This window comes from Microcystis sp. LSC13-02 (genome assembly GCA_002282935.1).
In the GTDB taxonomy this organism is placed as follows: Bacteria; Cyanobacteriota; Cyanobacteriia; order Cyanobacteriales; family Microcystaceae; genus Microcystis.
On record MTBT01000229.1, the window covers coordinates 1 to 14458 of the forward strand.

The following is a 14458-nucleotide window of genomic DNA, read 5'->3' on the forward strand; positions in this document are numbered from 1 at the left end:
TATGACAGTGCCGGATGGGTTAAAGCCTCAAAAACTGTTCCCGTTCGGCGGTTCCGGCGTTCCCTGTTCCCTGTCCCCACTAAAAGACTTTAAACCCTAATTAGGGGCGATATTGTCGCAATAATTCGATCGCCCTCTGACGACAGCTATATTCCGCTAATAAAGTCTCGTAAGACACAGATTCACCCAATCAAATAAAAGGAGATGAAAATTAAAATCTTGCTGATTTCAAGCTACTGATCAACTTATCCCAACGCGTCGAAGATTTTAAACATGGGCAGATACATAGACAAAAGAATAGTTCCCACGATCCCCGCAATACCAACCATCATCAAGGGTTCAATGATACTGGTTAAAGCTTTAACGGCCTGTTCCACCTCATCTTCGTAGAAATCCGCCACTTTCATCATCATGGCATCTAATTCTCCCGTTTCCTCCCCAATACTAATCATTTGAATTGCCAAAGCTGGGAAAACATTGGCTTTTTGTAGGGCTAAACTCATCATTCCCCCCTGCTGAATTTCTGCCTTGGCACCAGCGATCGCATTGGCAATTACCTGATTACCCACCGTATTACAAACGATGTCGAGGGAACTTAAAATCGGGACACCAGAACGCGTCAGAGTCCCAAAAACCCGGCAAAATCTAGCCACAGCCGATTTTTCATTCAAATCACCAAAAAGAGGCATTTTAAGGAAAAACTGGTCAATTTGCAGACGACCCATCGGGGTTTTGTAATAGCGACGCAGTAAAAAAACCGTGGCAACAATGGTGACAATCGGAATTAAAATCAACCAACTACGCATCACACCACTTAAAAAGAGCATAAATTGCGTTAAAGCTGGTAGTGGCACTTTTAAATCGGTGAAAATTTTCGCAAACACGGGAATTAAAAAAATTGTCATCCCGAAAAACACAATTATCGCCAAAATTCCCACCGCTACCGGATAAGTCATCGCTGATTTAATCTGGTTTTTCAAGCGGGCCATATCTTCCAAAAGTTTCGAGAGACGGTTCAGCACTTCATCGAGTACCCCCCCCGTCTCTCCAGCTTCGACCATACTGACATAAAGTTGATCAAAACATTCGGGATGTTTGGCCATCGCTTCCGATAACGGACTCCCTTGCTGTACCTCAGCACTAATCGCTTGTAGGGCTTTTTTCATCTTGGGATTACCGCATTGATCCCCCAAAACTCCCAAACATCTCACAATCGCCACACCAGCATTAATCATTACCGAAAATTGACGGGAAAAAACCGCTTTATCTTTGATGGAAATGCTGGAAAACATTAACTCTAAACCGGAAAGATCGATCTCTCCCCCCACTTTTTTGACCTTACCGACGGCGGCATATTTTGCCTTCAGCATCGTCCGGGCCTGTTCGGGAGACATGGCCTCAACTTTCTCTTGGAAAACTTTTCCAGATCCGTTTTTAACTTGTGCGACAAAATTAGGCATAGGACAAATCAGTTATCAGTTATCAGTTATCAGTTATCAGTTATCAGTTATCAGTTATCAGATTGGAGTTTTAAGTGGGTAGATAGTGTTAAGTGAAAACTTCGGTACTTTCTTTTCACTGATTACTGGTCACTGTTCACTGATAACTGATAGGGGCTGACGAACGCTTAAAGGTTACTATTTGTGATTAAATCCGGGCTTTAGCGTTAGTGCTGGCCCCGGCGATAAGACGCTGTAATTCATCGGGTTTACCGCTTTTAGAAATGGCCTCTTCCAAAGAGACAACACCCCTAACAACTAAATTAGCTAATCCCTGTTCCATGGTTTGCATTCCTAACTTCATTCCCGTTTGAATTGCTGAATAGACTTGGGGGGCTTTTCCTTCCCGAATTAGGTTAGCGATCGCTGGAGTTACCACCATGATTTCCTGTACCATTGCCCGACCAAATTCCCCAGGTTTAGGATTTTTTTTCTTGACTAGGTTTTGACTAAAAACTGCTAGTAAAGAATTGGATAACATGGCGCGAATTTGTGCCTGTTGGTTAGCAGGGAAAACGTCAATAATCCGATCCACTGTTCCCGCTGCCGAGCTAGTGTGTAATGTGCCGAAGACTAAGTGACCGGTTTCTGCCGCCGTGATTGCCAAACTAATTGTATCTAAATCCCGCATTTCTCCCACAAGTATAATATCAGGATCTTCCCGTAAAGATGCTTTTAAAGCGTTAGCAAAACTCTTGGTATCTTCTCCTTTTTGTCGTTGGTGAAACAGACTTTTTATATTAGGAAAAACGTATTCAATTGGGTCTTCTACAGTTAAAATATGTTCAGATCTAGTCCGATTAATTAAGTCTAAAATTGCCGCTAAAGTGGTAGTTTTACCTGAACCTGTTTGACCAGTTACGAGAATTAATCCCCTCGGTCTTTCCGATAACTCCCGTACTACTCTAGGTAAATTTAATTGTTCAAAGTTAGGAATTTTAGAAGACAAAGCCCGTAAACAAGCTGCATAAGCTCCCCTTTCTTTATAAACATTGACCCTAAATCTTGCTAATCCTTTCACCCCATAAGAACAGTCTAATTCCCAATTCTGCTCTAACTCTTTTCTTTGGGTATTGTTGAGCATACTAAAAATCAATTTCTGACAATCTTGCGGGGTTAAAGATTCTTCATTAATCGGGGACAGTTTGCCACTAATGCGAAAATAGACCGGCGCCCCAGACTGAATGTGCATATCGGAACCGCCCATCTCGACCAATTGTTCCATTAAATCTTCGATCATTAATTCCATAAGTTAAACCCCATCTATAAGGTAAAATCAGTGAACAGTAACCAGTAACCAGTGAACAGTGAAAAGACATTGGGAAAGTGCTATTTAAAACTACTCACTTAATACTCCTTACTTAAAACTCAAATCTCATAACTGATAACTGAAAAACTGTCTTAGTCACTAAATCGCGGTGTCATACAATAGGGACAATCGAGCCATTCTGGTTGTAGTTCGGCGCAACAACCACGACAGATTAAACCGCTTTTCCGTTTGGCTTTTAGTTCCGCTTCCAGACCAGAATCGGTAAATGTCACCCGTTCCACTTCTTCGAGGGTGGTGTAACCCTCGCGCACCAGATTTAAACTATAGGCTAGGAGTGTCACCATGCCCTCATCGACGGCCGTCTCCTTAATGCGATCAGTGGTTGCCCCTTGGTTAATTAACTGCTGTAGTCGTTCACTATTTTGCATTACCTCATAGACCCCTACGCGACCTTTATAACCGCTGCCACCACATTTGGGACAAAGATTACCCTGTTTTTGCGCCTGTTGAATTTCCTCTAGGGTTAGGGTATTAGCCTTATAAAAGGTCACTTCCCGTTCATTGGCGGCGGAAAGACCAAAACGGGCTAATTCCTCTTGGGTGGGGTGATAGGTGACTCGACACTCGGTACAGACGCGCCGCATGAGACGCTGGGCCAAGACTCCCAAGAGAGAACCAGAAATCATAAACGGTTCAACCCCCATCTCATCGAGACGAGCGATCGCACCTGCGGCATCGTTGGTGTGTAGGGTAGTTAGGACCAAGTGACCAGTTAAGGCCGCCTCGATCGCTGTTTTAGCCGTTTCCTTGTCCCTAGTTTCTCCCACCAGAATAATATCCGGGTCTTGTCGCATGAATGCCCGCAGAATCGAGGCGAAATCCATGCCTTTCTCCCGAATTACCTGCACCTGGGTGATGCCTGGTAGAGAATACTCGATCGGGTCTTCGGCGGTACTAATATTAACTCCAGGGTGATTTCTTTCCGCTAACACCGAGTATAAACTGGTGGATTTCCCTGAACCAGTCGGTCCTGTCACCAGCAACAGACCAAAGGGACGACTAGCCATGTCTCGGACGATTTGCAGGGTCTTTTGGTCGGTGATTAGTTTATCTAAACCCAACTGGGTAGCCGAGTTGTCGAGAATCCGTAAACAGACTTTTTCCCCGTAGCGACTCGGCAGGGTATTAACCCGAAAATCCACTTTCCGCCCTTGATACATCCGCCGAATTTTACCATCTTGGGGAAGACGACGTTCGGAGATATCGAGATCGGCCATGATTTTAAAACGGGCAGTTACCGCCGGGGTAAATTTTTTCGGCAGTGGATCAAAAGCTGGATGAAGAACTCCATCTTTGCGAAAGCGAATTTTCAGGAATTCTTCTTGGGGTTCGATGTGAATATCGGAACTCCCTTCCCGTAGGGCTTTAGCTAGAATTTTATTGACCAGGTTGATGACGGGAGCTTGATTAGCTTCCCCTTCTCCGAGATCATCGGCCACTTCATCGTTACCACCCCCGGAGGCCACATCAACATTGCCGACAATATCGGTGAGATCCGAGAGTTTTTCCAGTTCTTTTTCTTTTTGCAGTCGGCTTTTTTCCAGTTCTAGTTCCGATTGAGCCGAGTGGAATTTTTCCAGTAATCTTTCATAATCTTCGCTGGTAATCACCAAACGCTGTAAACCTAAATCCCTGGGGCGGAGGATACGATTAATATCGTCGGAAGCCTCGAGGTTGTCGGGATCGACCATGGCTATCAAAATCGCAGCCGGCTCCCCTTCGATCTTTCGCAGGGGGATGAGACGATAGCGACGACAAAGATCGATCGGAATCAAAGAATCGATCAATCGGGCTATTTCCAGTCCATCCACATCGGTTAATTCGGGGTCGAGCGATTGGACTCCGTAGAGAATTTTTAGTTCAAATAACTGGTTTTTCTTATACTGTCGCTGTAAATCCAAGGGCAAAGGGCGCCCGGTTAGTTGTTGTAATATTTCTACTAGCGATCGTCCCGATTTCCGTGTTTCCACTAGGGCCTGTTGCATCTGGTCGGCACCGATATATCCCGACTGCACCAACTTGTTACCAAAGGGGGAAAAGTAATTACGTAGGGCAACGGCACGGGTTTTCTTGGAAGAAAATGTCATAGACGATTCTTAACCTCTCCACTACCCTTAAATGTTCCCAATTTTACTGAGAAAATTGCATTCTAGCAAAAATTTTTCTAGATCACCGATTATCTATCGGGTTCGCTTATATCCAGTTACGCATCTTGTCCACAAAATGTTACATTAAAGGTTAAACCTTGATTATTAGCTGGTACTTAAAGACCAAAATTAGCAGTGAATGGTCATATATTGCCAAATTACCCACTAAAATTGTATACTATGAGTGCAGAACCGAATAACTCAGCAATTTTCGACGAAAACCAAGAATCCTTTCCTAATTCCCCTGAATCCCTTACAACCGAATCGGAAGCCAGTGTCACCGATGAAGCCAAAACGGTGACGAACCAGGCAGCCTCTAGCGAGGAATTTTCCCTTCTAGGTGGAATGACTATCGATGCTCTACAAGAGGAAATCGACAATCTCAAACAGGATTTAGAGGAACAAACCCAACAGGTTGATGCCTACAAGAAACGCTATATCACTCTAGCGGCCGATTTCGACAATTTTCGCAAACGCACAGCCAAGGAAAAAGAGGAACTGGAAACAAAAATCAAGGGCAAAACCCTGATGGAAATTCTTGGCGTGGTGGATAATTTTGAGCGCGCCCGTACTCAAATTAAACCGGCTAATGATGGCGAGATGGGTATTCACAAGAGTTACCAAGGGGTCTATAAAACCTTAGTAGAAAGTCTCAAGCGTTTAGGCGTTTCCCCTATGCGTCCGGAAGGTCAACCCTTTGATCCCACCTACCACGAAGCGATGATGCGGGAGTACACCGATGAACATCCCGAAGGCACGGTGGTCGAGCAGTTAGTGCGAGGATACACTCTCGGAGAAGATGTTTTGCGTCATGCTTTGGTAAAAGTGGCCGCCCCCAAAGCGGCGGATCCTAACGCCGATCAGTCAGAATCTACTTCCATTCCATCGCAGGAATCGGCCTAAAATCCCGATCGGGATTAAACCGTTTCGAGGGTTAGGTATTTAGCTGGTAGGGTCTGTATTCCCTCCCTATCCCCTATTCCCACTGAAAGACCTTTTCTCTCTTGACCTAGGGTTTGCGGCAAAAAGTTTTTCGTGGGGGCAGGGTGTGGCCTGTGGGGTGTGGGGTGTAGGATTTTACCCATAAGAGCCAAAGATATTATCCAACAAGGTTTTTAGATTTATTCAGCCAACCCTATTGATCTTTTAATTAAAAACGCTTCTATACCCAAGGTTTTTGCTCCTTGGTAATCCTCTTTTTTACTATCGCCAATATGCCAAGCTTGTGGGGGGGAACAATCATGTTTTTGCAGGGCGATTTGAAAAATTTCCGGATCGGGTTTAGCGACTCCCGCATGGGAAGAAATCGTGATCGATCGAAAAAAATATTCTAAGCCTAATTCGGCCAAAACTTGGTAGATACGACTATCAAAATTAGAAATAATGCCCAACTCGATCCCCTGAAGCTGCCAGAGTCTTAAAGCGGGAATGACATCCTCGTACAGCACCCAAGGCTCGGCCGTGGCAAAATGACGATAAAGTTGGCCAAAAAAAGCCTCAAAATCGGGAAATCGTGCCAGATAACCTAAATTATTAAAAACTGCCCCAGTCAACGATCGCCACCACTGATACTCTAACTCAGGAATTTGTGCAGGTTCAACGTTAGGAAAAGCGAGAGGGGGAGAAGTGGGGAAAATAGCCAAGAAAGATTGTTCTAGACTCTCGGCCGCCACCTCTACCCCAAAATCCGCCGCTATTTGGCTATAAATTGCTCCGACACTGCCTTTTACTCCAAAAAGAGTACCCACAGCATCGAGAAAAATAACTTGCGGTTTCTGCATGAGAGTTTTGTCTATGAATGGTTCGTTCTCAGGTTTTTAGGGTCGGCCCTTTAGGTGGCCTAACACACCTAAACAATTGCTCATTTTAAAGGATTATGGCCGAAATTCTCGGATCACTTGCCAAACCCTTAATACCTCTGCCACTGTCCATGCTTGGGCAAAAGCACCCCTAGGGGTAAAAGGGGCATTGCCATCGAAAATTTCACTTAAATTACCGATACAGCTATCCCGAAGATGGTCGATCATCGGTGTTAAAAAACTCTCAGCTAGAATGGGATCGCGATAGACTTTCAGATGGGCCTCGATAAATGCCCCTAATAACCATCCCCAGACTGTCCCCTGATGGTAGGCACTATCTCTTTTTAAGCGATCGCCACTGTAAACGCCACGGTAATCAGGATGATCGGCATCTAGCGATCGCAAACCGCGAGAAGTCAACAATTTTAAAGCACAAATATCGACAATAGCCCTTTTCTGTGGGGAATTTAATAACTCCTCCACCGACAAAGACACGGCAAAAAGTTGATTCGGTCGTAAACTGGCATCATTACCCTTGTCCGTATCCAAAACATCGTAACAATACCCCAGAGAATCGTCCCAGAAGCGAGAGAAACCTTTTAAGGTCATTTTTCTCATTTTTTCGTAATCAGTGGCATCCATGCCCAAATAATGGGCAAATTGAACCATTATTTTTAGGGCATTGAACCAAAGGGCATTAATTTCTACGGGTTTGCCGATGCGGGGAGTAATCACCAGATCATCAACTTTGGCATCCATCCAAGTTAACTGTACTCCCGCTTCCCCGGCATAGATCAAACCATCGTCATCTAGGTGAATATTGTAGCGAGTGCCGAGACGAAACCAAGCGATCACTTCCGTTAAAGCGGGATAAATAGTTCTGAGAAACTCAAAATCTTGGCTTTGGTTAAAATAGGAACGAATGGCTTCAAAATACCAAAGAATAGCATCGACAGCGTTATATTCGGGCATTTCTCCCCCATCGGGTAGTAAATTCGGCAATAAACCCCGGTCTAGATAACGGGAAAAAGTTAGTAAAATCTGACGGGCGATCGCAGGTCTGCCTGTAGTCAAAGTTAATCCTCTTAGGGAGATCATCGTATCGCGACCCCAATCACCAAACCAAGGATAACCCGCGATCATCGTTTTGCCCTCCGGTTGATCGGGGAGAGGACGACTAACGATAAACTGGTCGGCAGCGAGGGTAAGTTGTTGAATCCATTCGGGCTGCTGGGGATTAATCAGACTATTCTCGTAGCGATAGCGAGACTCTAGAGAAGATTGACCGTCTAAATTCGGATCGGGACGGGTACTAGCGGCAATTGTCACCGATTCTCCCACTTTAAGAGTAGCCGAAAAACTAGCCCCATGGAGATGATTTTCCCGATCGATTAAACCACGATAACGTTCCACGGCCAAATCAAAGCGATAATACCAGATATTAGCGGGAAAAACCTCCCCTTGACTGATTAATAGATAAAAAGGTACAGCATAGTCATAGGCAATCACTCTTACTCCTTTTTCCAGGGGACTAATAGCCATTTGCCAGTTAAAACTCTGGGTATTGCCGTGAAAATCACGATAATTGACAAAAGCAGTCAGATTCAGGGTTAAAGGAGAATTGCCGCGAAGGTAGGTATAGCGAGTATAGGTGGTATTTTCTCCCGCTTCCATCCAGATACGCTTTTCTAGTAAGGCATCCCCACAGATAAAAGTCCAGACGGGAATTGTCCCTTCCAGATGAAAACTTTCGATATTAATATAGCCTTGTGGTTCGATCGTAGCACCTAACCAGCGATTGCTGGCCAGATGATAAAGTTTCTGGTTATATTGTACCGATTCATCGATTTTAGTCACAAGAAGCGTTCTTTTCGTCGGTGGAGCCAAAGCAGCGATCAAGAGGCCATGATAACAGCGAGTTAGCAATCCGGCCACGGTTCCCGCAGCAAAACCACCGATACCATTAGTGACTAACCATTCGCGCTTTTCAGCCACCGGAAGACAATTACAGATATCCCGACCGAAACGGAGCTTGACCATGAGCTTCCAAATTCCTAGTAATTTTGTTATAATTAAAAATTGTGTCTTTATATCTATAGACTAACTCTATCTTAAGGAGGAAAATCGGCAGTGAGTAAACGTACTTTAGAAGGAACCACGCGCAAACAGAAGCGCACTTCCGGATTTAGAGCGAGAATGCGTAGCGTCAACGGACGTAAAGTGATTAAAGCTCGTCGGAAAAGAGGGCGCTATCGTTTAAGTGTTTAGGTTATTCTGGGAACCGACTAATTTTCGTGGGACTACCCCAAGTTCATCGCTTAAAACATCGACAGGATTTTCAAGCTGTCTATGGAAAAGGGAGGCGTTATCACGGTTCCCACTTAACCTTAATTAGTTTAGAGGATTCTGGCCAGGATAAGCCTCTTCCCAGTCGTTTTGGCATCTCGATTAGCAAGAAAGTTAGTAAAAAAGCGGTGGTTCGTAATCGACTAAAACGGCAAATGCGAGCGGCAATTCGGCAGTTATTGCCAGAAATAGCGACAGGATGGCGAGGGATAATCATTATCCGTCCCGAGGCGATCGAGTGCAATTATGAACATTTTTTGCGAGAATTAAAGCAGTTGTTAGTGAAGGCCAATATAATTCATGGGCATTAAAGAAGAACCTTTTTATGAAGGGGGTCCGCACATCGGCGACCTAATCATCAATATCCTGCTAGGATTTACGGTGATTTGTTTACCTTTGACCGTTGGGGCAGTGGTGCGGGCAATCTGGTTAAGATATAAGATAACCGATCGGCGGATTTCGATCACTGGGGGTTGGATGGGACGCGATCGCACAGATATTATCTATTCAGAAGTGGCAAAAGTGGCGAAAATGCCGAGAGGAATTGGTCTTTGGGGGGATATTGTCGTAACTCTCAAGGATAGAAGTCGTTTAGAAATGCGCTCGATGCCGAAATTCCGCGAAATTCATGACTATATTGCCGAAAGAGTCGCCGATAAAACCGGTCGTCCCCTAGAATCGATCATCAGTCAATAAAACAAAATAATCGATCGCCGAGATTCGATAAATTAGATTTGTCAAAGTGAACCCCTACTAAACGAGAAGGCATAGATTAAACCCATGGATTTTGGAGTCGGATTTATTTCCACAAATATCATGTTGCCAATCCTAGATTTTTTCTTTCGGATTGTGCATAGTTACGGTTTCGCCATCATTGCTTTAACGCTGGTGGTCAGATTTGCCGTCTTTCCCCTCAGCGCCGGCCAGATTCGCAATATGAGAAAAATGCGAATCACTCAACCCTTGATGAAGGAAAGACAGGCAGAAATTCAACAACGCTACAAAAATGACCCCCAAAAACAACAGGAGGAAATGGGCAAATTAATGCAGGAGTTGGGCAATCCCCTAGCGGGTTGTTTACCCCTGTTATTACAAATGCCGATTCTTTTGGCTTTATTTGCCACTCTGCGGGGTTCCCCCTTCTCGGACATTAACTATACCGTCGATTTACAAGTGCTGCCAAGGGAACAAATCCCCCTCGTGCAGCGGCAACCCTATGCCACCAAACCCCAAAACGTCTATATTGACGAATCTCTCCACTATCCCATCACCGCTTTTTTACCCCAAGGCAATAAAATCGCTCCGGGAGAACAGGTAAAAATCGACCTCCAAAACGACCAGGGCAAGTCTTTAAGCCAATTAGCCACGGAAGTACCCGAAAATAACCTAAAACCCACCTACGAGGTGCTTAAAGGGCAAGAACTGCTGCAAGTTAATGAAGACGGTTCCATCGTCGCTTTAGCCCCCGGAGATGCCAGTATTAAAGTTATCGTGCCGGGGATTGCCGCTAATACGGGTTTTCTCTTTATTGAGGCCCTGGGAAGAATTGGGGCAACCGGTGCGAATGGTGAAATTCACTGGGATATTTTGGCGATGGTGATCGCTTTCGGCATTAGTATCTATGTTAACCAAGAGTTATCCGGTGCCGGCGCGCCTTCGGGGGGGGCAGCCCAACAACAGCAAACGGTGAATAAAATCACCCCGATAATTTTTAGTATGATGTTCCTGTTTTTCCCCTTACCGGCGGGGGTATTGATGTATATCTTAACCGCGAACATCTTCCAAACTATTCAAACGGTGATTTTGATGCGGGAACCTTTACCGGAAAACCTGCAAAAATTGGTAGCGCAACAGGAAAAAACGGAAAAATCCCGCGATGCTCTCCCCTTTGAAAAACGTTCTAGCAAGAAAAAGGAAAAAACATCGTAATGAGTATATGGGAGCAAAATAGCGAGAAAGCTAAACAATGGCTGGAAAAACTGCTAAAGTTGATGGCCATGTCCGCAGATGTCCAGATTGGTGTGCAGGAATTGGGAACTGGACCTTCCTCCTGTTGGTTGATTATTGATAGCAGTCAATTGAGTCCCCAACAAGTGGAACTTCTCCTCGCTAACAAGGGTGAGGGACTGGATGCGATTCAATCCCTAGCTAATACGATTCTGAATATTGGTGTGGAGTCGGCAGAACATCAGTTCTATATTGTCGAAATCAATGGCTATCGTCAACAAAGACAGTCAGAACTTTTCGACTGGGTGAATCAAGCGGCGACGCAAGTGCGGCAAACAGGGCAGGAAATAGAATTAAAAGCCCTATCTTCGGCGGAACGTCGCCAAATTCATGCCTTTTTTCAGGAAGAAAACGATTTAACCACGGAAAGTCGCGGCGTGGAACCTGATCGCAGATTAGTGATTCGTTTAAAATAAGATCAAAGGGTGGGGTAAAACCTGCCCTCTTGCGTTTTTTCGCCTGTTTTTGCTCTAAAAGCTCTGCCAGCCAAATTTTTGTCATCGATTGATGTTTTTAATAGTGCGATTAACTCCCCATCCAACTTTAAAAACCCGCTCCCTTGTCCCCACTTCCCACTTCCCACGAAAAACTTTTTGCCGCAAACCCTAGTTATAGTTAATAACTTAACTTCAGAGCATTTACAGGTACATCATCCCAAGATTCTACGGTTCTTAAAACTGCTACCCACCCCGCTTGTTTTTGTTCATCCGTAAGACTGGTTAACCAACTTTGATGACAATCTTTTGCTGCTTGTTCATCTTGACAGGCAATACAAGCTTGTACTAAACCGCAGGGGTCAATCTGTTCATTTACCCAAATAATCATAGTTAATAGCCCTACTTAACTTTATTATTATAATCCATCGATCGCCCACAGAGAAACTTTTGATATTCATAACCTGTTACATAATTGGAGGATAACTCTGAGAGTTGACAGTCCGATCGATCTATTGAAGAATGGAAATTAATTAACCATAATTCAAAAGGGGGAGAAGATGGCAGATTAAAATTTGGCTTTTCTTCTGAGTTAACTAAGATAAACTTAGGGTTTTTATCGGGAAATCTTTGGTTAAATTCCCAAGCAATTCCCATCATTTCTCCCACCTGCACCAAACTCCTATAGCTAGTGGCAATTACTAAGGGATAACGGCTATTATTTTCGATGGTGGTAACTAATTTATCCGGGCGATAATACTTACGATAGCCTAAATTAAAAGTAACACTTAGGGAACTAATTAAAGCCATGATAATTACAATAATTACGATTTTTTGATGCTTCCTTTGCCAACAATTGTCTAATAAAATTGCTAGAATTAAAATTACCGAGGGAAAGTAAACAAAACTATATCTAGCTCCCCGGGTAATATCGACCGAGAGCAGATAGGTGATGACAAAGAAAATAGCAATTGAACTGAGAAAAAATGCCGAGAGAATGCCTAATTCTGGTTTATAGGAGTCTAGCCACGCTGTTTTTAATTGTGGGATAATCCAGAGAAAAAAACCGATCATTATTGCCCCAGAAATCAAGATAATTATTAAAGATTCTGATTCAACGGGGAGCAGAGAAAGCATAGTAATTAATGTTCCCAGCAATTGAAAAAAGGGGCTAATTACTGCTAAAAAACTATCATTGTCTCTCTGAATCCAACCGGTCATCTGATTGCCATAATCTTTGGGTACAACCGTGATCAACCAAATAATAATAAAGCTCAAGTTACCTAAAAAAACTAAACTTAAACGCCACCAATTAGTTATCCAAAAGTTTTTTTGTTTAATTTGATTGAATAAAATCAATAATAAAGTTATTGCTTCCGCTAGGATAGTTAAACTAAAAAAATAGTGGACTAATAACCCTAGACAGTTGACAATTAACCAGAAAAAAACCAAAGTATGGGATATTCTTTTATGGTGGATAATTTGACCGCTTGCCCTAAGAAAACAGCCTAAAGATATGAGGACAAATACAACCGCTAAAGTATAATGGCGCGCTTCTTGGGAGATAAAAACCCCATAGGGAGAAACCGCCATTAAAATCGCCGCTAGAAAAGCGATCGAGCCTGATTTAAAGACCAATTTACTGATAAAATAAATTAAAGGAATCGAAATAACTCCCCAAGATACTGCCAGCAATCGCATCGCTTCTAAAGATACATATTCTCCCCGATCAAAGAATAATTTATTCCAGAGATAGGCGAGAATAAAATATAAAGGTGGATGATTGTCCTCCTGAATAACTAATTTAATTACATCGGCAATAGTTGCCTGATGGTTGCTCTGAAGAGGTGCTAATAAAGTGCTGAGGGAAATTATCTGATTTAACGGCACTATCTGGTAATTATTGCCAATACTAAAAACCATAGTGGCAAATTCATCCGTCCAGGGAGGTTTGCTAGTTAATTGTGTTAACCTAATAACCAGTCCCAAAATTATTACTAATCCTAACCAGCAAAAATCAGACCAAGCTAACCGCTCCTTGCTTTTTTGTTGTAGATCAGAAATGACTGTAGATAAATTCAATTTAATTGTTATCTCCGAAAGATTCGATTATTTTAACCGCTTCCGATGGTGAAATATCTTGACGGCAATTAGGATAATCATACTCCTCCCGGGCAATTAATGCCCCACTGAGACGATAAAAATATTCTCCCATTTTCATCCAATCGGAATACAAATCAGGTTCGGGGAATTGTTGCCTTAATTCCGAGTCTTGGGGTGTACCATAATTGAGCCAGTATCCTTCTCCAAATAGTGGGGAATTGAGCGCTAGGGTTCCCTCTAATTCTAAACCATCATCGCCCCTGGCGTTTTCGATTCCTTCCACCAAAAAACAGCTATTCTCGGCATTTTCAAAAAGGACTGCGTATCCTTTCCCCTCTTCTGCAAGGATTTTAATCTCGCTGGCCCGAAATCCGGGAGGGATATAGTTAGGTAAAATAATCTTAGCATCTAGCGATCGCAGTTGTTGCCGTTGACTGGCGCTCAAAGTTACCGTTTCTGCTCTCAAATATTGCCCATTGTCAATAATAACAATAGATAATCCTAAAACTAAAGGACAGAGAAATTTTATGGTCATAATCGCTGTTTCTAAGGTCATATTCTGGAGAATACGTCAGTTTTTAGGGAATTTACCGATTATTTAACCAGATTGACGACGAATATTGCCCTTTTCCTGTTCCCGATTCCCTATTTACCCATTCTAATCGACAAAAAATCATAGCTTATGCTAAAAAAATTCTCAGTTATAGCCAAGAACGGGGTAGTTAGGACATAATAGAGAAGAAGAAAAAAGGAGAAGGTTTTATGGCAGCACCCTATAGTGATGATTTAAGAC

The 14458-nt window shown here is 43.4% G+C and carries 14 protein-coding genes; 6 read left to right on the forward strand and 8 right to left on the reverse strand.

Annotated features, from left to right (window positions below; genetic code table 11):
• Positions 1–245: 245 nt before the first annotated feature.
• From BGL89_RS14285 to BGL89_RS14295, 3 genes are all read right to left on the reverse strand, one after another.
• Positions 246–1460: a type II secretion system F family protein gene (locus BGL89_RS14285; RefSeq protein WP_286826264.1), complete on the reverse strand. Its 1215-nt coding sequence runs from the start codon at positions 1458–1460 to the stop codon at positions 246–248.
• A 187-nt stretch (positions 1461–1647) separates the two neighbouring features.
• The gene (locus BGL89_RS14290) at positions 1648–2748 is read right to left on the reverse strand and encodes a type IV pilus twitching motility protein PilT (protein WP_286826265.1); all 1101 of its coding nucleotides are present in this window, start codon (positions 2746–2748) and stop codon (positions 1648–1650) included.
• 152 nt (positions 2749–2900) lie between these two features.
• On the reverse strand, positions 2901–4916 hold the full coding sequence (locus BGL89_RS14295; protein ID WP_286826266.1) for a GspE/PulE family protein: 2016 nt from the start codon (positions 4914–4916) through the stop codon (positions 2901–2903).
• A gap of 240 nt (positions 4917–5156) precedes the next feature.
• Here BGL89_RS14295 and grpE point away from each other — a divergent pair, with 240 nt between their 5' ends.
• Positions 5157–5879, forward strand: a complete 723-nt coding sequence (grpE, locus tag BGL89_RS14300) for a nucleotide exchange factor GrpE (protein ID WP_286826267.1) — start codon at positions 5157–5159, stop codon at positions 5877–5879.
• 218 nt (positions 5880–6097) lie between these two features.
• On the opposite strand, the gene BGL89_RS14305 is transcribed toward grpE, so the two are convergent.
• Together BGL89_RS14305 and BGL89_RS14310 are read right to left on the reverse strand one after the other, a co-directional pair.
• The gene (locus tag BGL89_RS14305; protein ID WP_286826268.1) at positions 6098–6757 is read right to left on the reverse strand and encodes an HAD-IA family hydrolase; all 660 of its coding nucleotides are present in this window, start codon (positions 6755–6757) and stop codon (positions 6098–6100) included.
• 93 nt (positions 6758–6850) lie between these two features.
• The gene (locus BGL89_RS14310; protein WP_286826269.1) at positions 6851–8815 is read right to left on the reverse strand and encodes an amylo-alpha-1,6-glucosidase; all 1965 of its coding nucleotides are present in this window, start codon (positions 8813–8815) and stop codon (positions 6851–6853) included.
• 90 nt (positions 8816–8905) lie between these two features.
• On the opposite strand from BGL89_RS14310, the gene rpmH reads away from it, so the two are divergent.
• The 5 genes from rpmH to BGL89_RS14335 all read left to right on the forward strand — a co-directional run bounded on the left by rpmH (position 8906) and on the right by BGL89_RS14335 (position 11544).
• Entirely contained in the window at positions 8906–9043 is a 138-nt protein-coding gene (gene rpmH / locus BGL89_RS14315; RefSeq protein WP_002739276.1) for a 50S ribosomal protein L34, read from the forward strand.
• 26 nt (positions 9044–9069) lie between these two features.
• Positions 9070–9432, forward strand: a complete 363-nt coding sequence (gene rnpA, locus BGL89_RS14320) for a ribonuclease P protein component (protein ID WP_286826270.1) — start codon at positions 9070–9072, stop codon at positions 9430–9432.
• A complete protein-coding gene (locus tag BGL89_RS14325; protein WP_286826271.1) occupies positions 9422–9817 on the forward strand; it encodes a PH domain-containing protein in 396 nt (131 codons plus the stop codon). Before rnpA ends, BGL89_RS14325 begins: the two co-directional genes overlap by 11 nt.
• Positions 9818–9901: 84 nt before the next feature.
• On the forward strand, positions 9902–11050 hold the full coding sequence (gene yidC / locus BGL89_RS14330; protein WP_286826272.1) for a membrane protein insertase YidC: 1149 nt from the start codon (positions 9902–9904) through the stop codon (positions 11048–11050).
• Complete coding sequence (locus BGL89_RS14335; RefSeq protein ID WP_190359029.1) at positions 11050–11544, forward strand: Jag family protein; 495 nt, start codon at positions 11050–11052, stop codon at positions 11542–11544. The genes yidC and BGL89_RS14335 overlap by 1 nt, the downstream gene beginning before the upstream one ends.
• Positions 11545–11743: 199 nt before the next feature.
• On the opposite strand, the gene BGL89_RS14340 is transcribed toward BGL89_RS14335, so the two are convergent.
• The 3 genes from BGL89_RS14340 to BGL89_RS14350 are packed head-to-tail and all read right to left on the reverse strand — an operon-like array spanning position 11744 to position 14221.
• Complete coding sequence (locus BGL89_RS14340; RefSeq protein ID WP_002739214.1) at positions 11744–11953, reverse strand: hypothetical protein; 210 nt, start codon at positions 11951–11953, stop codon at positions 11744–11746.
• Between the two features lie 11 nt (positions 11954–11964).
• Positions 11965–13644: a glycosyltransferase family 39 protein gene (locus BGL89_RS14345; protein ID WP_286826273.1), complete on the reverse strand. Its 1680-nt coding sequence runs from the start codon at positions 13642–13644 to the stop codon at positions 11965–11967.
• Position 13645: 1 nt separating this feature from the next.
• Positions 13646–14221 carry a hypothetical protein gene (locus BGL89_RS14350; RefSeq protein ID WP_353743942.1) on the reverse strand — a complete coding sequence of 192 codons (576 nt, stop codon included), beginning with the start codon at positions 14219–14221 and terminating at the stop codon, positions 13646–13648.
• Positions 14222–14458: the final 237 nt, after the last annotated feature.

Coding starts and splice junctions, on each gene's coding strand:
- grpE (WP_286826267.1), top strand. CDS start 5,157: ATGAGTGCAGAACCGAATAACTCAGCAATTTTCGACGAAAACCAAGAA.
- BGL89_RS14285 (WP_286826264.1), bottom strand. CDS start 1,460: ATGCCTAATTTTGTCGCACAAGTTAAAAACGGATCTGGAAAAGTTTTC.
- BGL89_RS14325 (WP_286826271.1), top strand. CDS start 9,422: ATGGGCATTAAAGAAGAACCTTTTTATGAAGGGGGTCCGCACATCGGC.
- BGL89_RS14290 (WP_286826265.1), bottom strand. CDS start 2,748: ATGGAATTAATGATCGAAGATTTAATGGAACAATTGGTCGAGATGGGC.
- BGL89_RS14350 (WP_353743942.1), bottom strand. CDS start 14,221: ATGACCTTAGAAACAGCGATTATGACCATAAAATTTCTCTGTCCTTTA.
- BGL89_RS14340 (WP_002739214.1), bottom strand. CDS start 11,953: ATGATTATTTGGGTAAATGAACAGATTGACCCCTGCGGTTTAGTACAA.
- BGL89_RS14310 (WP_286826269.1), bottom strand. CDS start 8,815: ATGGTCAAGCTCCGTTTCGGTCGGGATATCTGTAATTGTCTTCCGGTG.
- yidC (WP_286826272.1), top strand. CDS start 9,902: ATGGATTTTGGAGTCGGATTTATTTCCACAAATATCATGTTGCCAATC.
- BGL89_RS14305 (WP_286826268.1), bottom strand. CDS start 6,757: ATGCAGAAACCGCAAGTTATTTTTCTCGATGCTGTGGGTACTCTTTTT.
- BGL89_RS14335 (WP_190359029.1), top strand. CDS start 11,050: ATGAGTATATGGGAGCAAAATAGCGAGAAAGCTAAACAATGGCTGGAA.
- BGL89_RS14295 (WP_286826266.1), bottom strand. CDS start 4,916: ATGACATTTTCTTCCAAGAAAACCCGTGCCGTTGCCCTACGTAATTAC.